Origin of the sequence: Paenibacillus sp. J5C2022 (genome assembly GCF_025567625.1) — a bacterium.
In the GTDB taxonomy this organism is placed as follows: Bacteria; Bacillota; Bacilli; order Paenibacillales; family Paenibacillaceae; genus Pristimantibacillus.
The window spans coordinates 1-20,661 of record NZ_JAOQJC010000009.1 but is presented as its reverse complement, the minus strand read 5'-3'; the positions used below and the strand labels follow the sequence as shown (position 1 = coordinate 20,661).

At 50.7% G+C, this 20,661-nt stretch carries 10 protein-coding genes and 2 pseudogenes; 11 read left to right on the top strand and 1 reads right to left on the bottom strand.

Annotation, left to right across the window (positions count from 1 at the left end; translation table 11 throughout):
* The first annotated feature begins 32 nt into the window (after positions 1 to 32).
* From M6D81_RS09105 to M6D81_RS31980, 4 genes and pseudogenes are all read left to right on the top strand, one after another.
* On the top strand, positions 33 to 1,214 hold the full coding sequence (locus M6D81_RS09105) for a M20 metallopeptidase family protein (RefSeq protein WP_262676560.1): 1,182 nt from the start codon (positions 33 to 35) through the stop codon (positions 1,212 to 1,214).
* A gap of 121 nt (positions 1,215 to 1,335) precedes the next feature.
* Positions 1,336 to 1,923, top strand: coding sequence for a carbohydrate-binding protein (locus M6D81_RS09100; RefSeq protein WP_262676558.1), 588 nt, complete (start codon positions 1,336 to 1,338; stop codon positions 1,921 to 1,923).
* A gap of 102 nt (positions 1,924 to 2,025) precedes the next feature.
* A pseudogene (locus tag M6D81_RS09095) lies at positions 2,026 to 6,072 on the top strand (heparinase II/III domain-containing protein); the annotation flags it as partial.
* A 1,311-nt stretch (positions 6,073 to 7,383) separates the two neighbouring features.
* Positions 7,384 to 7,956: pseudogene (locus tag M6D81_RS31980) on the top strand (chitinase N-terminal domain-containing protein); the annotation flags it as partial.
* A 77-nt stretch (positions 7,957 to 8,033) separates the two neighbouring features.
* On the opposite strand, the gene M6D81_RS09090 reads toward M6D81_RS31980, so the two are convergent.
* Entirely contained in the window at positions 8,034 to 8,603 is a 570-nt protein-coding gene (locus M6D81_RS09090; protein ID WP_262676556.1) for a manganese catalase family protein, read from the bottom strand.
* A gap of 187 nt (positions 8,604 to 8,790) precedes the next feature.
* Between M6D81_RS09090 and M6D81_RS09085 the strand changes: the two genes are divergently transcribed.
* The 7 genes from M6D81_RS09085 (at position 8,791) to M6D81_RS09055 (ending at position 20,548) form a co-directional block, all read left to right on the top strand.
* Positions 8,791 to 10,596 carry a sensor histidine kinase gene (locus tag M6D81_RS09085; protein ID WP_262676555.1) on the top strand — a complete coding sequence of 602 codons (1,806 nt, stop codon included), beginning with the start codon at positions 8,791 to 8,793 and terminating at the stop codon, positions 10,594 to 10,596.
* Between the two features lies 1 nt (position 10,597).
* Positions 10,598 to 11,368, top strand: a complete 771-nt coding sequence (locus M6D81_RS09080; protein ID WP_262676554.1) for a response regulator — start codon at positions 10,598 to 10,600, stop codon at positions 11,366 to 11,368.
* A 234-nt stretch (positions 11,369 to 11,602) separates the two neighbouring features.
* Positions 11,603 to 12,535: an ABC transporter permease gene (locus tag M6D81_RS09075; RefSeq protein ID WP_262676704.1), complete on the top strand. Its 933-nt coding sequence runs from the start codon at positions 11,603 to 11,605 to the stop codon at positions 12,533 to 12,535.
* Complete coding sequence (locus tag M6D81_RS09070; RefSeq protein ID WP_262676553.1) at positions 12,529 to 13,386, top strand: carbohydrate ABC transporter permease; 858 nt, start codon at positions 12,529 to 12,531, stop codon at positions 13,384 to 13,386. The genes M6D81_RS09075 and M6D81_RS09070 overlap by 7 nt, the downstream gene beginning before the upstream one ends.
* A gap of 62 nt (positions 13,387 to 13,448) precedes the next feature.
* Positions 13,449 to 15,017 carry a type 2 periplasmic-binding domain-containing protein gene (locus M6D81_RS09065; protein ID WP_262676552.1) on the top strand — a complete coding sequence of 523 codons (1,569 nt, stop codon included), beginning with the start codon at positions 13,449 to 13,451 and terminating at the stop codon, positions 15,015 to 15,017.
* A 139-nt stretch (positions 15,018 to 15,156) separates the two neighbouring features.
* On the top strand, positions 15,157 to 19,020 hold the full coding sequence (locus M6D81_RS09060) for a sugar-binding protein (RefSeq protein WP_262676551.1): 3,864 nt from the start codon (positions 15,157 to 15,159) through the stop codon (positions 19,018 to 19,020).
* 910 nt (positions 19,021 to 19,930) lie between these two features.
* A complete protein-coding gene (locus M6D81_RS09055; RefSeq protein ID WP_262676550.1) occupies positions 19,931 to 20,548 on the top strand; it encodes a hypothetical protein in 618 nt (205 codons plus the stop codon).
* Positions 20,549 to 20,661: the final 113 nt, after the last annotated feature.

The window sequence follows — 20,661 nt, the reverse complement described above, 5'->3', positions numbered from 1 at the left end:
GGAGGTCTAAGCGATGGAGGAGGATTCGAAATTTGAATAAACCTAAGCAGCTAATGACGAACCGCGAATTGGCGCAAGATCTTATTCGCTGGAGGCGAGAGCTTCATCAGCACCCGGAGCTAGGTATGGAAGAATGGCGAACTTCGGCATTCATTGAGGAAAGGCTGCGGGAGATCGGCGTCGACGACATCATCACGATGGCTGGTACGGGCAAAGTTGCACTGTTGCGAGGAACTTCAGAAGGGCCGACTGTCATGCTGCGAGCGGATATGGATGCGCTTCCGATTGGAGACGGCAAGGCGGTGGAATACGCTTCGACGATCGCAGGCCGCGCCCATTTATGCGGTCATGACGGCCATACGGCCATGCTGCTGGGAGCCGCCAAATTGCTGAAGCAACGAGGCATTGCGCGCGGCAATGTCAAGCTGGTATTTCAGCCTGCGGAGGAGATATTGAGGGGAGCCAAAGCGTTAATCGCTGAAGGAGTCTTGGAACAACCCAAAGTTGAGGCCGCTTTCGGTCTGCATGTTTCTCCGAATTATTCAGTCGGCCAGATCGCGGTATGTCCGGGACCGTCTTATGCCTATTCGGACGCGCTGAATGTGACGATCGAAGGGAAAGCGGGACATGCCGCCTATCCGCATCAGGGTATCGATTCGATTGCGATTGCCACCCAAGTGGTGACCGCACTGCAGCAGGTCGTTAGTCGAATGACGAATCCGCTCGCATCAGCCGTTGTTACAATAGGCAAATTCCATGCCGGACATGCTCGCAATGTGATTGCGCCGCAAGTTGTAATGGAGGGGACCATTCGGACACATGACGCAGCTGTGCGTAAGCAGGTTCATAGCGCCATTACAAAAATAATTACCGGTATATGCGAGGCATACGGCGCGAATTCGTATCTGGACATTATTCCGGGGGCGCGTCCCGTCCTTAATGATGAGTCATTGATCCCGCATTTAAGGGAAGCCGTACAGCATGTACCCGGAACTGCTGCGCTGCAAATGACGGAACCGTCAACAGCAGGCGAAGATTTCTCCTATTATACGGAGCTAGTACCTTCCTTGTTCTTCTGGTTGGGGGTTCGCAATGAGCAGAGAGGAATCGTGCACGGTCTGCATCATCCGTTGTTCGACCTTGATGAAGAGGCTCTGCCGATAGGCGCCTGCTTGCTGGCAGAGACTGCATTAAACTATTTGAATACGAATTAAAGGTAGGTTACTTCGATACCCGATGAGGTTGTTCATGTGCGATATTGTTTCTAGAAATATATTACCAAAAGTTGGGAGGAGATACAATGACGAAACCTTTCATGCCGAGTAAACTGGTTTTATGGTCACTTATTTCAGTTTGATTTTGAGTTCTGCTGCTTGGTATCCCGGGCTAAGTGCAGCAGAGACGATTGAATACAAGTATCACTTCAAGAACGTGGGGTTGGATGGAGCGCCGGGCACTCCATCAGGATTTGTATTGACTGGCGCTTCGTCTGACACCGTTCCAAGAGTGATCAAACAAAGTTATGGCGTGAGACTGGAAACAAATCCATTGAATGAGTACAACAATCGCTCCTTTCATATTCCAGTGCCGACACCCGGCACATATCAAGTATTATTCAGCGGATTTACGGCATCATCAGGCGGTCTTGGCAAACTAGAGATGAATGATGAATTCATTGGAAATTACAATTTTTACGCGGCATCCAGTCAAGCTGGCCCTACTGTTGAATTGAACAAAATAAATCTGACTGCCGGCACACATACTGTTACATTTACGACGATTAGCAATTCGGCTGGAACACCATATATGTTTCCTACCGAGCTTATTTTGCGTAAGATGCCCTCAGAGCTTGCCCACATAACGCTTGACCGTGATGCGGGCACTACTTTCAGTGCAGTGCTAAGTGTGACGGTTGCCCAATAACGTGTCGGCTTATTCATTTGCGCTATTGTTTTGGTAAGCGCTTACTCTAAGCGTGCCAGTCGTCCGATAATCATCATATTTTGTATAGGAGGTCTACTCGGGATGTCTCATAACCGGGATTTGAAAAGCAAATTTAGCCGATCAAAGATCGTCATTTTTCTGATTGTTTTCTCTATGTTTGTTACTTCCTTTCACCTACCTGTTGCAACAGCATTGGAGGAACAGACTACCATCACTGATACGATATCGGAGCCCATCGTCTACCCGTTCACCCATCTTGGATTCGACGGCAGACCGACTCTGCCGGGATGGGGATGGGTTGGCGAACGCAGCGGACCGCCCAACATATCCTATCAATCGTTCGGCGCGAATATTGAGGCCACTTCTGTCGGTCAACGCCGCGATTTTCATTTCGAGGTACCCGAGAGCGGCTTATACTTGATGAGAACTAATGGACACGGGGCTTCGGTGGGAGGTATAGGCGAGTTCCGCATCGACGGCGTGCCGATCGGTCAATATGACTATTATAGCGATCCGTCCGGATACTTGGAGATGCGGCAGTTAAGCATGATGTACTTGACGGAAGGCACACATACTCTAACGATGGAGGTTATCGGGAAGTCGCCGGAATCCACCAGCTCCACCGGATACCGTCTCCGTCCCTCCCAGTTTGTTCTGGAAAGACAAGAGGAGCCGATCGCCGTTCAAGAGCTTGCACTGAAGTCGAACGTTGAGGAGCTGTTCATGGGAGATCAAGGAGACATGCAGTTATGGGGGCAGACATCAGACGGGATTCCCGTTATGTTGTCGGTAGACATGCAGCAAGTCAATGTCCAATTCTCGTCGGACGATGTGCAAGTCATTGCTGTAAATGCGAGTTCGGGCAGCTTCGAGGCCGTTGGAAGCGGGCCAGCTACAATTACGGTTAGCGGTGACTACAATGGGGAGATGATAGCCGTACAGCTTCTGCTTCACGTATATAAGCCTCCTGTGGAACCCATCGTCTACCCGTTCACCCATCTTGGATTCGACGACAGACCGACTCTGCCGGGATGGGGGTGGATTGGCGAACGCAGCGGACCGCCCAACATATCCTATCAATCGTTCGGAGCGAATATTGAGGCCACTTCTGTCGGTCAACGCCGCGATTTTCATTTCGAGGTACCCGAGACCGGCATATACTTGATGAAAACTAATGGACACGGGGCTTCGGTGGGAGGTATAGGCGAGTTCCGCATCGACGGCGTGCCGATCGGTCAATATGACTATTATAGCGATCCGTCCGGATACTTGGAGATGCAGCAGTTAAGCATGATGCATTTGACGGAAGGCACACATACTCTGACGATGGAAGTTATCGGGAAGTCGCCGGAATCCACCAGTTCCACCGGATACCGTCTCCGTCCCTCCCAGTTTGTTCTGGAAAGACAAGAGGAGCCTCTTCCTTTCAGTGAAGTAATGGTCGAAGCGAAGGAGACAGAGCTCTATCCTTCCTCCGAGACGGATGTTCATATATGGGCGATGACAGACGAAGCGATCGGTGCCTGGATAACGGATGATTTCCCCGGCGTGGATATCCAGTATCTATCCAGCGATGAACAGATTATAGAGGTGGATGCCTCGACTGGGCATATACATGCAGTAGCTGTCGGTGCAGCGACTGTGACCGCCATACTTGATTATTATGGTGAGAGCTTGAGTGCGGAACTGGTGCTGGAAGTTCGGGAGATAGAGGTTGCCAAGAGCAGACGGACGATATTTACAGAGGATAAAATCCAGATCGCACGCAACAACATCGCCGCCCACGACTGGGCGCAGCAGATGAGAGACAACGCGGTTGCGGAAGCGGATCAATATGTGGCGCTGGGGCTTGATCGCTTATGGTCTATCATCCCACCGCAAAGCTTGCCAAGAAGCAGCTCGGTTAATCGGGAGATGGGCAGTCCGGTCACAGGCAGAGAAATTGACAACTATGGCGGTTATCCCTATAAAATTGATGTCGTAAACGATCCATGGAAGATTACCGATCCCAGCAGCGGTTATCGCTTCCCGACGAATGATTTTGGCGCCTATTATGAAAGCGGTTTAAATGAAAATGGCATTTTCGACCCGTCCCTGGCTGATAGATCATTGCTTGTGAATACGTTATATCCGGAGATGGGAGAAACGTGGGGAGTGGACGATGGCTTCGGCTGGATCGATGACGATGGAAACCGATTTCCATTCATTGCTTATTACATCCACTGGGGGATCTGGGGGTATACCGGAAAAAGCTTCGTGCAGAAGTCTTTACGATCATTGATCGATGCCTATATTTATACAGGAGAGACGAAGTATGCCCGGGCGGGAACGGTGATGCTGGACCGCATTGCCGATGTCTATCCCAGCCTGGATATCGCCCAGCATTCCGGCCAGTATTCGAATTCGCATGGAGGGACAGGGAAGGGGAAAGCATTGGGGAGTATTTGGGAAACCTTCCTTGTGAAAGACTTCATCTATGCTTATGATGCCTTTTATCCCGTCATGGACGATCCGGTGGCGATTGATTTCCTTCAGAATAAAGCTCAGGCTTATCATCTGGGACCGTTCAAATCTTCCGGAGCGGGTATTCGGAAAAACATCGAGGACGGCATTGTCAAGCAAGTGTATCCGGCCATAAAAGCAGCGCAAATCCGCGGAAATAACGGGATGCATCAAAGCGCATTGGCTTTGGCGGCCGTTGTATACGATAAGCTGCCAGAGACGAAGGAATGGCTGGACTTTAACTTTGCCAGCGGCGGATTGTCGTCCGGGAAAGTAACCGGCGGGAATATGGGCGTTACGTTCGTCAACGATGTCGATCGAGATGGGGCCGGGAATGAAACTTCGGTCGGATACAATACGACATGGCTCAATTCCTACCTGGAGACGGCAGATATTTTATCGGGTTATGATCTTTATCCCAACGCCGATTTATATCAGCATGTCAAATTTCGCAAAATGTTCTCAGCTTTCTACCCGTTATTGCTGGCGGAGAAATATACGGCAAACGTGGGAGATTCATCTTCGACCGGTACCCCTTCAATCGTGATCAACATGAATCATGCGCTTAAGGCGTTCCAGCATTACGGCGATCCCATTTACGCGCAATTAGCGTACTTCCGCAACAATAACAGCTTGGTCGGAATCAACGGCGGGATCTATTCGCAAGACCCCAATAAGCTGGCGGAGGATATTCAGGCAGTCATCAATGCGTACGGGCCGTTAAGTCAGGAAAGCGTCAATATGAGCGGGTATGGCTTTGCGGCATTAAGGGACGGCAGTAAAGAAACAGTTCAGTATGGACGGCGTTATCCTTTTCATCATATGCCAATAACGGCTAAGACGAAGGAGATTGGAGTATTAGAGGGCAACGGAGCGCTGGAATTTCTGGCAACAGAAGTCGGAGATGCGATTACATTTTCATTCCACATTACCGACCCTGACGACTATGAAATAATGATCAAGCCGTATCGGACCACGTTAGGGAAGGGATACGGACAATTCGATGTGAAGTTCGACGGTCAGAAAGTAAGCGAGCTTGATTTTTACGGGGTCAAGTATGAGTTGGAGCATTTGCACAGCATGTATCTGGATGCCGGGGAGCATGAGATTACGTTCGAAAGTACCGGTAAGCAGTCTGTGTCAAACGGATATACGATGGGCCTTTACGAGCTTGTACTATTGAATCCGGAGGAGCAGGATGAGCGCGATCAAGCCGAGCAAATGAACACGTTGCGGGATATGTGGCTTTATTATGGCCGCAATTCGGGGCATGGGCATCGCGATACTTTAAATCTGGGCATGATCGCTTACGATCTGGACTTGTCTCCGGATCTGGGTTACCCGGAGACAACAGGAGCGCATGCCTATAATGCTCATGAATGGGTTAAAAACACGATCTCTCACAACACCGTTGTAGTGGACGACCAAATGCAGCAACCTCAAATTGTCGGAGTTCCGAAGCAATTCAATGACGGAGAAAAAGTGAAGCTGATCGATGTCGAAGCGCCGCATGTGTATCCGCAAACGGAATTGTACAAGAGAACCAGTGCGATGATACAGGTGGATGATGAAAATTCCTATCTCGTTGATTTCTTTCGGGTGAAAGGAGGAAGCGACCATCGGTTCAGCTTCCATGGTGCCGAAGGAACTGTAACAACGGAAGGGCTGAATCTGCAACAGCAATTGTCAGGCACTTATGCCGGAGAGGATGTGGAATACGGAGTTCGTCCGGAAGACGACAGTGTTGCAGGATCTGGTTATACCGGTCCCGGTTATCATTATTTGAAAAATGTCGAGCGCGATCTGAATCCCGGAGACGGATTCAGTATCGATTGGAATGTGCAAGATACGTGGAATGTGTATGGAAATGGCAGGAACGAGCCTACAGACGTCCATCTCAGGCTGACAATGTTAGGGGGGGCGGACGATGTTGCGCTGGCTGACGGAATTCCGCCTCGGAATCGGCCTGGAAATCCTGAAGCGCTGCGTTATATGATCGCTCATCGCCAAGGTCAACAGTTGAACAGCTTGTTTACATCAGTCATCGAACCTTACAAGGGGCAGAGCTTGGTAGAATCGATAGAAGCAGCCGTGGTCGAACGGGATGGTGTGATTGTCGGAGAAGACGAAGTGGCTGTGAAAGCTGTAAAAGTAACGTTACTGAACGGAAGAGTCGACTATATCGTTACCGCACTTGATTCCAGTGCAGTTTATACAATTGACGATAAGCTGACCTTCAAGGGAACGTTCGGCGTTTATTCGGAAATGAATGGTCAGAACGTCTACCGGTATATCCATGAAGGTTCGTGGCTCAAACCCATTAGCGAAACTTCGGGAACTGTTCTGGACAAGCTGTCGGGAACGGTAATGAATTATACGAAGGAATTGGCACTGGACAATTCGATTGAAGTGCAGATGGAGCTTAACGGCCTGAATCCGCAGGAGCTGATCGGCGAATGGATCTATGTTGATCATGACGGCGAACGCAACGCCGCATATGAAATTGAGGAAGTCGAAGCGCTCGACAGTAACCGCTATCGCCTTGGAATTGGCGATACTACACTGATCAGGTCTTATGTGGACACATCCGATTACTCGAAAGGGTATGTATACGATGTAGCCGAAGGGGCAGCATTTCGAATTCCGCTAACTTATGAAGTAGAGCCGATCGTAGAATTAACCGGATTGGATTCACCGCTGCACGCCGGAAGCTCGGGCCAGATCGCGGTTAAAGTGGTGAACGGTGGCGGCATAAGGGAAGATGTGACCGGGTATGCCGTCTACTCCAGCTCGGACAACTCAGTGGCGGAAGTGTTGTCTGGAGGCGTAATCATGTACAAGGCAGCGGGTACGACGGTCATCGGCGCGACATACGGCTCACTCCAGGCCGAGCCGCTCACGATTGAAGTGACCGGTACGGCGGCGAGTACAGGTGCGCCGGGCAAGCCGACACTGTCCGGCAACAACGGCCATGACACCGGCTTGCGCGACGGCGACTACACGGTGACGATGAACATGTGGTGGGGCAATAATGGCTCTGTATACCGCCTGTACGAGAATGATGTGCTGATCGATACGAAGGTGCTGAGCGACGGTTCGCCCGGGGAGCAATCAACGGAGACCGCGATCAGCAGCCGGGGGAACGGCGTCTACACGTATCGTGCAGAGCTGATCAACGGGTACGGTGTGACGGCGAGCGATCCGCTCACTGTTACAGTGACCGATGCAGCGCCCGGAGTGCCTGTATTGTCGCATGACAATTGGGATGGCGATGGCAACTACCGCGTCACCATGAATATGTGGTGGGGTACAAACGGGACTGCGTATCGTCTGTATGAGAACAATGTGCTGATAGACGAGCAGCCGCTTGCGTCAGCCACGCCGGGCGCTCAGACAGCCTGGACGGAGATAAGCGGCCGGGAAGTCGGCACATACGAATATCGCGTAGAGCTTGTCAATGATGCAGGCATCACATCCAGCGGAACGCTCAGCGTATCGGTTGAGCGATAACGTTACACTATATATGTTCGCTTTCCAGAATGGCGCATACGTGCAATGGCCCCCTCGTGAGAGGGGGCCATTGCACGTTAGAAGAAAGTTCGCTGATCTCGCTGCTCCTTCAATATTTCTACTGCCTCGCGGAAGCGCAGAGAGTGCACAATCTCGCGCTCGCGCAGAAACTTGAGGCTGTCCTGCAGATCTACATCGTCCGTCATGTCGATGAGCCATTGATAGGTTGCACGCGCCTTCTCCTCGGCGGCAATATCCTCATAGAGGTCGGCGATCGGATCGCCTTTCGCCTGTATGTAGGATGCCGTCCAGGGAACGCCGGATGCGTTCGCGTAGAACAGGGCGCTGTCATGGGATGCGAAGTGAGCGCCAAGTCCCGCAGCTTTCATCTGCTCAGGCGTTGCATCCTTTGTCAGCTTGTATACCATCGTAGCGATCATCTCGAGATGGGCGAATTCCTCCGTCCCGATATCGGTAAGCAAGCCGATGACCTTATCCGGAATCGTGTACCGCTGATTCAGATAGCGCAGCGCAGCGGCCAGCTCGCCGTCTGCGCCGCCATATTGCTCCAGCAGAAATTTCGCCATCAGCGGATCGCACTTGCTGACACGTACCGGATATTGCAGTTTCTTCTCATATACCCACATGTGCTGCCTCCTTTCCATTCCAGAGAGCCGAGGCTTCTGATGCGCCTGCTGATCATTTCTCCACACAATATATGCTGAGGGGCTTGGCTGTTATGCTGATAGTCAGGTTGCAACCGATCGATTGGAATTGGGAAAGTTCGAAACGAGAACAAGCATATACATAAAACAAAGCAAGGGAGGATGAGACATGGCTCGCAAGCTTTGGAACGGAATCAGACCGAAATCCATTAAGTCAAAGTTGTTTCTTGCCTTTTTAGTCGTTATTCTCCTGCCTCTCTTCATTCTTCAGACGCATAATCAGTCCAGGTTGAAGGACACCTTCGTCGCGAATACTTCCTTCCAGAACCTTCAGCAGCTTAATTTGCTCAAAACAACCTTGTTGGACATTCGCGGGAACATTTTCTCGGCAACCTTCGGTTGGGAGGAGGATTATGAAGCGATTAATGCGCTGTTCACGATAGGAGGGAAGGCGCAGCAGGAGAGTAGGCGGATTAACCAAGCGGCAACAGATGGGGATGAAGAGAATTCTCTGATCGAAGAAGCAAGAGCTCTTGCCGTATCAAGATTCGAGAGCAGAATGGCTCTGATTCGCGAGGACAGCAAGCCTAATGGCGACTGGATTGAAGGAGAGCTGTTCGATATTGAAGGGCGTTGCCTCTACTTGTCGGATAGCGACCCGCAGGCGGAAGATTGCGAAATCCGGAATAATCTTGATTCTACGCCATTCATGCATTGGACAGTGCAGAGGAAGAACGGCCAATTCCAAATCGTGTATATGAATCAGCTGCTGACAGAAGAAGGGCAACTTGCCGGCTATTATCGCATCTTGTTCCGATTCGGGGATTGGTATACTTCCCTGTCAAGCTCGATCGGCGCCTTGCAGAACTTTATCGTAATTGACGATGGTGAGGTACTGGCTCAGACGAAGCCTTACTTTCCCATTAGAAGCGCCTTGCTATCGAGGATTATGAGTGGGGAATTGCCTGCGGAGAAGCCTTATCTGGACCAGGAATCATCCGTGCTCATTAATTATATTCATGATCCGTTGCTGCAATGGCGTATCGTCAGCCAATTCCCGATGGGACTGTTTCTTGGAGATATGAAGGAGCAGGAGAGGAACTCTTGGCTGCAATTACTGGCCTGCTGCTTGTTCTTCACCTTCATTACATATCTTCTTCTCCTTCGTATTACCCGTCCGCTTGCCCTTCTGCAGAAGAAGATGGGACAACTGGTCGACAGGACCTTTCAGGTGCAATTGGATGAGAAGGGGCTTGATGGCGAAGTGCTGTTCCTGGCTAGAACATTCAATACGATGACCGGCAATAGCCAGACGCTGATTGAGCAGCTCAAGGCGCAAGAAAGGCAGAAGGAAGCGGCGCAATTCCAGTTGCTGTTATCTCAGATGAATCCGCATTTGCTTCTGAACACGCTGAATACGATGAAGTGGATGGCCATGTCGAGAGAACAACCGGAGATTGCGGACATCTGTATTCGTCTTGGTCATCTTCTGGAGGCAAGTCTGCAAATGGACGTGGAATTGGTTCATCTGGAATCTGAGCTGGAGCTCGCCCATTCGTATCTCCGCTTGCAGCAATATCGTTACCTGGACAAAATTCATGATGAGACCACGGTGGAACGCGAGATCGAATATGCGCTTGTTCCGAAGTTCAGTCTTCAGCCGCTTGTGGAGAATGCTGTACAGCATGGTATTGTTCCTCTTGCAGGAGCAGGCACGATTCGGATTCGAGCCTATCGTCAAGGGGAGTCGCTTCGACTCGAAGTAGCCGATACCGGCATCGGTCTAGCCGAGTCTGCCAGCCTGAAGGTAATTCGCAAGCGCAAGGGCATTGGGCTCGCGAATTTGAGAGAGAGATTGGAGCTGTTGTTCAGAGGAGAGGGATGTCTGACGATCGAATCAAGCGCATCGGGGACTATCGTGACGGTCGAGATTCCGCTTCTGATCGCGCCGCCTTATCGGAAAGGAAGTGGTTAAGATGACTTGGTCCGTCATTGTGGTCGAAGATGAGGATTATGTGCGGGATGCAATCATTAAGCTTATCCCTTGGGAGGAAGAAGGCTTTCAACTGGTTGGCGTCGCTTCCGACGGCATTCCAGCTTTGGAACTCATTCGCAGGGAAAGGCCCGATCTCGTCATTACGGATATCGTGATGCCCCGGATGGACGGAATTCACCTGCTGAAGCAGGCGCGGGAGGAAGGCAGCGCTGCCAAATTTATCATGCTTACCTGCATGAATGAATTTGAATACGCTCAGCAAGCTTTGGAATATGGAGCAAGCAGTTATATTCTCAAGCTGTCGATGGACATTGATAAGCTGCGGGCTTCGCTCAAGAAAGTGTCTGAGGATCTGATGAATGACAGTCTCAAGAAACGGCTGGTCAGTCAGCTCGAACAGCATGAGCTGCACAAGCCTTATTCGACGAATCATCCTCAGGTCAATGAGGTGCTCCACTATATGCAGCTGCATTACGCGGAGGACATTACGCTGAAGTCGATGGCGAAGCGTGCGGCTATGGAGGAGCATTATTTCAGTGCGTTGTTCAAGAAGAAGACGGGGGAAAATTTCAATCGGTTGCTGCAAAAAATCAGGCTCGAGCATGCGAAGGTACTGCTAAAGGAAACGGATTTTGGAATGAATAAGGTTGCGGCTAAGGTGGGATTGGGCTCGGATCATTATTTTATTCGCTTGTTCAAGCGCGAGTATGGGCAGACCCCGGGTGACTTTCGGAAGAGGCAAGGAGGGTAAGCGGGCACTTACTGTCTTATCATCATTGGTGCATCAATCCTCCGATCGCTGTTGTCACCACTTCATTTCCACCCCCATAAAAATGTGCAAGCAAATCCATAATTATGTTCGTAAACCCTCGCCTTCGTTCTTGGTATAGTTAAAGCAGACGAAGGGGGTGTAAACGTGAAAGTGACGCAGACGCAGAAGAAAACTCGGACGCGGATGCAGCTGCCAACGCTGCCGCAGGTTCATATGCGGACGTATATCCATAGGAAGCAGCGGCGTCTGCATGCAGCATGGCAAATGAAGGCGCTCTATCTGATGCTGCTCCCCGGCATCATCTGGTTCGTCATTTACCGATACCTGCCGATGTACGGCGCACTGCTTGCCTTTAAAAACTACGATCTCGCTTCCGGCATCTTCCAAAGTCCATGGGCCGATCCTTGGTATAAATATTTTCAGTTTTTCTTCGAATCCCCCTATTTCAGCCAATTGCTCACTAACACCCTGTTGATCAGCCTCTATAAACTTATATTCGGCATGCTTCCTCCGATCCTGATGGCGATCCTGCTTCATGAATGCCGCCTGCAATGGTTCAAGCGCTGGGTGCAAACGCTCAGCTATATGCCGCATTTTTTCTCCTGGGTGATCATCTACGGCATCAGCATCGCCATGTTCTCGGAAAGCAGCGGGATCGTCAACCGCATGCTGCTGAAGCTGACCGGCCATACGATTCCGTTCCTTACTTCCAATGAATGGTTCAGAAGCGTGCTGGCAGGAAGCGACATATGGCAAAATATCGGCTGGGGAGCAATCATCTATCTTGCGGCGATGTCTTCTATCGATACGACTCTATACGAAGCAGCGCACGTTGACGGTGCGGGACGACTGAGGCAGATCTGGCATATTACGCTTCCGGGCATTCGCCATGTCATTATTTTGCTGCTGATTCTGAGGCTTGGTCATATGATGGATGCGGGCTTCGAGCAGATCTATGTGATGTACAACATTCAGGTGTATCAGGTGGCGGATATTATCGATACATGGGTCTATCGAACGGGGCTGGAGCAGCTGAATTTCGGTCTCGCGACCGCAGTCGGATTGTTCAAATCGCTGATCGGCATGTTCCTGATTCTGAGCGCCAACGGAGCGGCGAAGCGCTGGGGAGGCGGTGGCATATGGTGAAGGCGAGGTTTACGACATTCGATGTTGTGGTATACGCGATACTGCTGACTGTGGGACTGCTCACGCTGCTGCCGTTCATGTATGTGATCAGCGTGTCACTGACGCCTTATTCCGAGGTGGTTCGCAATGGGGGATTTGTGCTAATACCGCATGAATTCACGATGGATGCCTATCGCCAACTGTTCGATCGTCCGATTATCCCGAGAGCATTCGGCGTTACGCTGTTTCTCTCCATTGCGGGAACGGCGATGAATCTTGCGCTGACGCTGCTCATGGCATATCCGCTCAGCCGCAAGAAGCTTCCGGGGCGAACGTCCCTGCTGCTGTTCGTCGTGTTCACCATGCTGTTCAACGGAGGACTCATTCCAACCTATCTGATCGTCAAAGAAACCTATCTGTTGAACACGATCTGGGCGATGATCATTCCAAGCCTGATCTGGGCATTCAATATCCTCGTCATGAAGACCTTCCTGGAAGGTCTGCCGGAGGAATTGTTCGAATCGGCCCGCATGGACGGCGCCGGAGAGGGGGTCATACTGCTAAGGCTAGTCATGCCGCTGTCGATTCCGTCGTTGGTGACGATTGGATTGTTTTATCTGGTGGGGCATTGGAATCAGTTCTTCCTCGGGGTCCTGTATATCCAGAATACAGATCTGTTCCCGCTGCAGCTGGTGGTGCGCAATATGCTTATCTCGGCCTCCTCCGTGGAGACGAATGTGGATGTGACGCTTCCAACGGCGACGCTGCAGATGGCGGCGGTCGTGACGGCGAGCCTTCCGATCGTGCTCGTCTATCCCTTCTTCCAGAAGCATCTTACCAAGGGTATGCTGCTGGGTTCAATCAAGGGATGAGCCAGGGGCAATGTTATCGTTAACTAAAAACGAGGGGTGAAGCTATGGAAAAGAGGCATGGGTTGAAAAGGTTGACGTTGCTGCTGCTTGTTACGGTATTGATGACTGCTTTAGCGGCATGCTCGAATGGAAATTCGGGCACGAGCAACGGAAGCGCAACGACACCGGCTGAGACGAACCAGCCGAGCGACGGGAATAGCACTGCCGCTCCCGTAGAAACGGAGGCGCCTAAGCCGGTCGAAGTGGAAGTGTTCAAGGTCGGTTCGGGGGCGACGCTGCCGGAAGAAGATTTCGTCAAAGATGAAATCCTGAAAGCGACGAATGTGAATATGAATCTAAGCCTGCCCGCGAATAAGGACGATATGAAGAACCAGCTCAATACACGCGTCGCGGCGGCCAACTTCCCCGATGTGATGGAGCTGCCCGACAAGAGCATGTTCGAGCAATACGAGGACAGCAATTTGCTTCTGGATTTGACGCCGTATCTCGATCAGCTATCGAATGCGATTGCGTTCGTGGGGGAGAACAATGTGAAGAAGGGCACGATCGACGGCAAGGTGTACGCGATCGTGAAGGAGCCTAACCCGACCGCGTCCAACTTCTGGGTCCGCAAGGATTGGCTCGACCACCTGAAGCTCGAGGTTCCGACGACTGCCGAGCAATTGCTGCAGACGGCTATTGCATTTCGCGAGGATGATCCGGACGGGAACGGGAAGAAGGATACGTATGGCGTGTCCGGCATTGGAGGCGCGGGAGTAGTCGGCAACTTCCAGGGCATCTTCTCGGCATTCGGATCGACGGGAGCGTGGAACACGTTCTCGATCGAAAATAATCAATTGATCAACGGACTCTACGATTCTCGCACGAAGGACGCGCTGGAATTCGTGAAGAAGTTCTTCGACGCGGGAGTTGTCGATCCCGATCTGCTGGTGAACAAGAACTATGATCGCATCTACCAAGGCTTCTCCGGCATCGTCTTCACGGACTGGTCGCAGATGGCCAAGGATGATAAGATCACCGCGATGAAGTCGGCGAATCCGAATGCGGAGTGGGTGCAGCTTGGCGCACTGAAGGGGCCTGACGGCACCCAGTTCGCAGGCAACAACGATATCGGCCGCACGAGCGGATATGTTACTTTGCCGAAGTCGCTGGAGAAGAATCCAGAGAAGCTGGAGGCTGTGTTGAAACTGATCAATTATATCGGCTCGGATGAAGGTCTGAGGCTGGTGCAATTCGGGATCGAGGACAGACATTATACGTTGGATGGAGATAAGGTCGTCGCGACGGAGCTGATGGGCAAGGAAGCAGGCTATGTATGGCCTTATCAGATCATCGGCCGGCCGGAGCTGACCTATCTCAAGGTGAAATTCGCGAAGCAAGGAGCTGAGATCGATACCGGCATCAACCAGCCACGCATCGAAATCTACAATTCCTTCATCTCCATTCCGGAGGGCTTCAGCGGAGTGGATGCCGACAAATTCGCGCAGGAGGAAGTGACCAAGTTCGTCTACGGCAAGAGACCGCTTGGCGAATACGATGATTTCTTGAAGACACTCGACGAAACCTTCAAAAACCATATGCTGGTCGACGCGGCAGAAGCTCAATTGAAGGAGCTGGGGTATTTGAAATAAGCATAAACGGATCTTATTTGAAACAGCATATTGATGCAATGGACGCGTACAGGACACTCTACCCATCGGAGACGAGTGCACCCTTCGTACGCGTTTTTTTGCTGAGACAATGAACGAATAAGGGAAAGGAGCGTTTGATATGAACATAAAGTGGAAAGCGCTATTCAGTCTATTGCTTAGCGTATGCTTGCTGCTTGGCCTCATGTCCTTGCCGCGGGCTGCGAAAGCTTCGTTGCCTATTGCGCATGCCGATGGAACGGGGGATGCCGAGATTACGCTCGGCGACTTCGAAAGCACGAACGAAACCTGGGATTTCTTGATTGGCAGCGGCGGATCGCTTGGCAACGGCGAATTCACGAGAGACGCCGAGGATGCGCAGTCCGGCAATCAGTCGGGCAAGCTGCAGCTGAATTTCGGGGTGAATTCCTGGTATCGCTACAGCTATGCCACTCTGGAGAAATACTTGTTCAAGCGGATCCTCCCAGTTGACGCGAATGTGATATCCTTCTGGGTAAAGACAGAGGATGTCTCCAAGTTCGATATCGTGCTGCTTGATCATTCGAATCAGAATCATCAACAGACCATTCAGCTTGCCGCTTCCTCCGAGTGGCAGAAAGTAACAGTGGATTCCTTCACGTCGGGAACGGGCTATACGAAATGGGGCGGCAGCAATGACGGGGTATGGCATGGGCCGTTGAAGAAAATAACGATCAAGCTGACAGGCGCTTCGATGAAAACCAGCAATAAAGAGGGGACGATACGCTTTGACAATCTTCACGCGCTCGTCACTCCGCCCGATCTGGAGATTTCTCAGCAGCAGGTCGGCAATGTATTCACCGGAAATCGGACCGCTCTGTTCAAGGTTCTAACCCGAGGCGATGCCGTGCATTGGAGTGCGGAGAATGCGTGGGGCGATATTGCGGCCGAGGGCGATGCGGCAATATCCGGCGGTTCGCAGCAGATTGCAGTTACCGTACCGGAGGATGGCTATTACAAGCTGCATCTAACGGCTTTGGAAGGGGGAGACGCCATTAAGAAGATGGACACAACTTTCGCGGTGCTTCCAGAATTCGATTCCGGCGCAGCGGGAGATTCTCCGTTCGGCATTCAGACGCATTTCGGCATCAATTGGAACAAGGAGATGATTCCGCTTCTAAGCTCGACAGGCGTCAGCAATGTGCGGGATTCCTTCTACTGGTCGGAGGTGGAGCTGAATCAAGGGCAATACACCTTCACGCCCAAGACATCGCTGCCCATGCAATCTTTTCAGGAGTTCGGACTCAATCCCTTTCTTGTATTCGCCTTCGGCAATCCCTATTACGACAGCGGCTTAACGCCTTACACCGAGGAAGCGCATCTTGCCTATGCGAATTATGTGATGGCGATGTTGCAGAAATTCGGTTCGCAGCTTCACGAGGGGGAGATTTGGAACGAATTCAATCTGCCCTATTTCGGCGGATCGGGACCCGCTGCCTCCAGAGCGGAGGTCTACTTCGAACTTCTGAAGAAGAGCTATGAAGCCATCAAATCGTCTCATCCGGATTTCGAGGTTGTCGGAGGCGCAACAGCGGGCGTTCCGCTCGATTGGCTGGAAGAGCTGTTCCAGCTGGGCGGCCTTGCCTACATGGACAGCTTGTCCGTCCATCCATATCGGTATCCGGACACCCCGGAAGGACTGATTGCAGAAATAGAAGGTTTACAGAGTTTGATCGAGACGTACGGCAATGGAAAGCAGGTGCCCATCCGCTTCTCGGAGATCGGCTGGCCGACCCATAACAATCCGACGGGCGTGGACGAGATGACGCAGGCGGCTTATTTGATACGCAGCTATTTAATCAGCATCTTCGAAGGCGTGGAGCAAATCTATTGGTACAACCTGATGAATTCGGGAACCGATAAGCTGTCGAATGAAGATAACTTCGGCATCGTTCACCATACGGGAGACGCGCTGGGAGCGTATACGCCGAAGCCCGGTTATGTCGCCTTGTCCACGTTGACCAGGCAGCTTGCGGGCGCAGAGCCGGTGGCGCACAGCGAGCAAGATGGCATCTATCATTACAGCTATACGAAGGATGGCGAACCTCTGCATGTTCTCTGGTCGCTGCAGAAGAGGGATGTCGTTCTCTCCAGCGGGGAGCCGCTCGCGGTGACCGACATGATGGGGCGTACCCAGATATATTCGCCTTGGAACGGGAAGATCTATCTGAACCTGAGCGGGGAACCGCAATTCGTGCAGGGAAATCTCGATGCGGTCGCGGGCGGCAGCCCCTTCTCCTTATCGGACGCAACCGTCCTTACCCGCGATCCGATTCGGCTGACGCTTCAAGTGAATAGTCTGGAGGACGAGGTGGTCGCTTCGACAAGCTTCCAGGGCGAAATAAGATCCGTGAATATCCCGGCGGCAGGCTCCTATGAAGTCGAATTCCAGGCGAAGGCCCAGCCAGGGGAGTGGCAGGCGAGCTCACTGTTAACCGTGAACGGAGTGGCAGTCGGAAGATTGACGGCCAAGGTCGCTGTACTCGACTCCGAGAATGTGTCGTCGAAGCATGTGCTGCGCGGCGGCGAGGATGTGATCGCCATCACGCTGAAGAACGAGAGAGAGCTGGAGCGCACACTTACCCATATGGACTGGGAGATCGGAACGGCAACCGGCTCCATCGATTATGACGACAGCATCGAGGGCGGAGGCGAGATGGAGATCAACTTCCTGCTTGCAGAAGTTCCGCAGGATTCGCTGTTGCCGTATCAATTCACTCTGCAGATGGGGGATGGAGCCATCCTGACGACAAGCGGCACAGTGCAGCATGTGCCGGCCGCGGACAGAGTACAATTGCCTTATCGCAGCTTGGAGACGATGTCCGATATCGAAGGTCTGGCGAGCATTGATCTGGTAGCGGATGTGCATTCGCGCATAGCGGATCAAGGGGATGCAGAAGATTTCAGCGGCAAACTGTGGGTAGCTTACGACGATGAACAATTCTACTTGTACGCGCGCGTGCATGATGACGTGTACTCGCAGCCGAATCAAGATGATAGAATATGGGCGGGCGACAGCATTCAATTCGCCGTCTCCGCAGGTATGCCGGGGGAGGAATCCCAGTGGTATGAATACGGAATGTCGTTAACGGATCAAGGCACGGTGCTGTACAGATGGCTTGCTCCGCAGGGGCATGTAACCGGTCCCGTGGAGAGCGGCGATGTGACGATTGTCAGAGACGAGGAGAACAAGGATACGCTCTATCAATTAGCGTTGCCGTGGGAGGAGCTCGGACCGATTGTTCCTGACGACGGATTGCTCAGTCTCTCCATAGTTGTAAACGAGAATGACAGCGGCTTGCGCAGAGGTTACGTAGAGTGGGGAAGCGGGATCGGATCAAGCAAGCAAGCCTCCTTATTCAAGCCTATGGAGCTGCAGCCGCCCGATCTAGACGAGCCGCTGATTAGTATTACAGGGGTGGAAGACGGCGGAGATTACACGGATCAGGCGATGCCTGTCATTGAGGTGACAGATGCGGGGAGCGGACTTAAGCTTCGCTCTTTTCTCCTCAATGAAGCGGAATGGATCGGCGCTTCCCCGATTACTGCCAATGGCGCCTACCGCTTGCGAGTGTATGCGGAGGATTATGCCGGCAATGCGTCGGCGGCCGAGGCAACCTTCCGTATTTATGGAAGCACCGTTCTTCAGCTTGTAAAGCCGGAGTTGCACCTGAAGCAGGGGGGAATCGCATTAAAGGCAAGACTGACGGACAGCAACGGTACAGGAATCGAGGGACAGTCGATTTCGTTCTTCATCTCCAGTTTGAGGCTCGGCAGCGCGCTTACGAATGCGAACGGAGAGGCAACCCTGCTGTCTCCCGTCAAGAACGTAAAAAATTTAAGCGATTTCAAACTGCCTGCGGACTGGAAAGCCGTGTATGAACAGAACGAGGAGTTCTACTGGAGGGGCAGTGAGGACACAGCAACCGGCCGAGATGTGCAAGAACTCGGCGAAAGCGGCAAGTAATCGAACGCGAATGAGTAAGAGGCCTACCTATTTTGAATGTGGGTGAATAGATTTATTCACCCACAATGATAAACTCTAATAATGGAAATAAGAATGAAATTGTTGAAAAAATATTTTATATGTAAATAAGTGATAATAGAGTTGCGTGTAATCAAGGCGTTATTGAAGAACGTTTATTCAGTAAACTAATTTTTGAAGTGAAAATGATCAAGGTTGAACAGCCATCGAAGGAGCACTTCACAAAATGCTTTAGTTATTAATTATCGTCTCGCGTTGCAACATCGAGTATTTTCATATACAGAAGGCAGATTTGTGGGGGAATATGATTGAGGAAATCATGATTCTATAGTGAGTGAGTGAATTGCAAAAAACCGAAACCCAGTCAAACTTATAGGTTCGGTTTCAAAGCAGAATTGTGTTATTAGTAGATCTCAAACTGGGGTTCCAGGAGAATGATTGATATATAGATTAAATATTACCCATAACTAAAATGAACTGATTCCTTAGTTCTCTATAGGTATCAGTAATTAGAAATTGCCGCAGTATCAAGGGTTTTCGGGTATAGCACTAAATTGAATTTGTCTTGAACATTGCCTCATCTACCTTCTTTTTCCTTGGAGTATACAACTTTGTCCAATATGGAACGAAGTAGTTCGTTTTTTTCTGAAGGGCTTTCAGCGTTGTGATAAACAGATATTACATGTTCCAAACGGGTGATGTTGTTGTTGTTCTAGTCAATTACCACTCTACCGAATATTTGGACAATTTTCTATTTTTTATGAGGCGTTGCTTTCGTAATTCAGGATAGATGTTACGAAAATGATTGTAATGAATTGTAATGAAACTGCAACATAGTAGCAATGTACACATTTGGATAATTTATGTATAATTAGTAATTGTCGGACAACAAATGAGTGCGACCCCTTCGGCTGAATTAACAATTGAAGAAATCTACCAAGCAGTTGATGATCTTAGAGAAGCTGGAGCCACCGATGATGAAGTAATTAGCTTCAAATCGCAACATGGAATTCAGACAATCTCAAAAGAAACGGTAACTGTTGATCGCTATGGTAATGAGGTTAGTCCGGACCAATTCTCAATTCTGGCTCTCAATCCAGGTTATCACACTGTTACTAATTGGGTTGATTATTTAGAGCAAGGCACCTATGCAGGAAAATATGCTATTTATGCTGAACAAGAAAGAGCTGAAGGATCTGCTCCTGGAACAGCATGGGGGGAAGAGTATCCAGCCTCTTATGATGTGGTCGGTATAAGTTGGGACCCATCAGTGTTTCAATACGTTGCAAGCATGACTTTGGATAGTAATTCTAATTGGCTTCAAGATGTGTCTAACAGATTAGACGGAACGGTTTTATTTTCATTAAAAGATAATTTTGGTTTTTTCACATCAAGTTGGGTGATTGTTAACAAACTGCAGAGCAATGTCAATACATCTACTGCTGTAAAGTATACGCATACGTATGATAAAACGAAAACGAGAACAACCTATTCTGGAAATGCATCTTGAACTTGGGGACAACCGGCAGCGATTGGAGTAAACTATCAAGTTAATACTACCACTGTGGAGAGTAATTGGTCAAAAGCTGCGACAGCTTATGTTCAACTTTAAATAATAATAAA

Coding starts and splice junctions, on each gene's coding strand:
- M6D81_RS09100 (WP_262676558.1), top strand. CDS start 1,336: ATGGTCACTTATTTCAGTTTGATTTTGAGTTCTGCTGCTTGGTATCCC.
- M6D81_RS09075 (WP_262676704.1), top strand. CDS start 11,603: ATGCGGACGTATATCCATAGGAAGCAGCGGCGTCTGCATGCAGCATGG.
- M6D81_RS09080 (WP_262676554.1), top strand. CDS start 10,598: ATGACTTGGTCCGTCATTGTGGTCGAAGATGAGGATTATGTGCGGGAT.
- M6D81_RS09055 (WP_262676550.1), top strand. CDS start 19,931: ATGAGTGCGACCCCTTCGGCTGAATTAACAATTGAAGAAATCTACCAA.
- M6D81_RS09070 (WP_262676553.1), top strand. CDS start 12,529: ATGGTGAAGGCGAGGTTTACGACATTCGATGTTGTGGTATACGCGATA.
- M6D81_RS09085 (WP_262676555.1), top strand. CDS start 8,791: ATGGCTCGCAAGCTTTGGAACGGAATCAGACCGAAATCCATTAAGTCA.
- M6D81_RS09090 (WP_262676556.1), bottom strand. CDS start 8,603: ATGTGGGTATATGAGAAGAAACTGCAATATCCGGTACGTGTCAGCAAG.
- M6D81_RS09060 (WP_262676551.1), top strand. CDS start 15,157: ATGAACATAAAGTGGAAAGCGCTATTCAGTCTATTGCTTAGCGTATGC.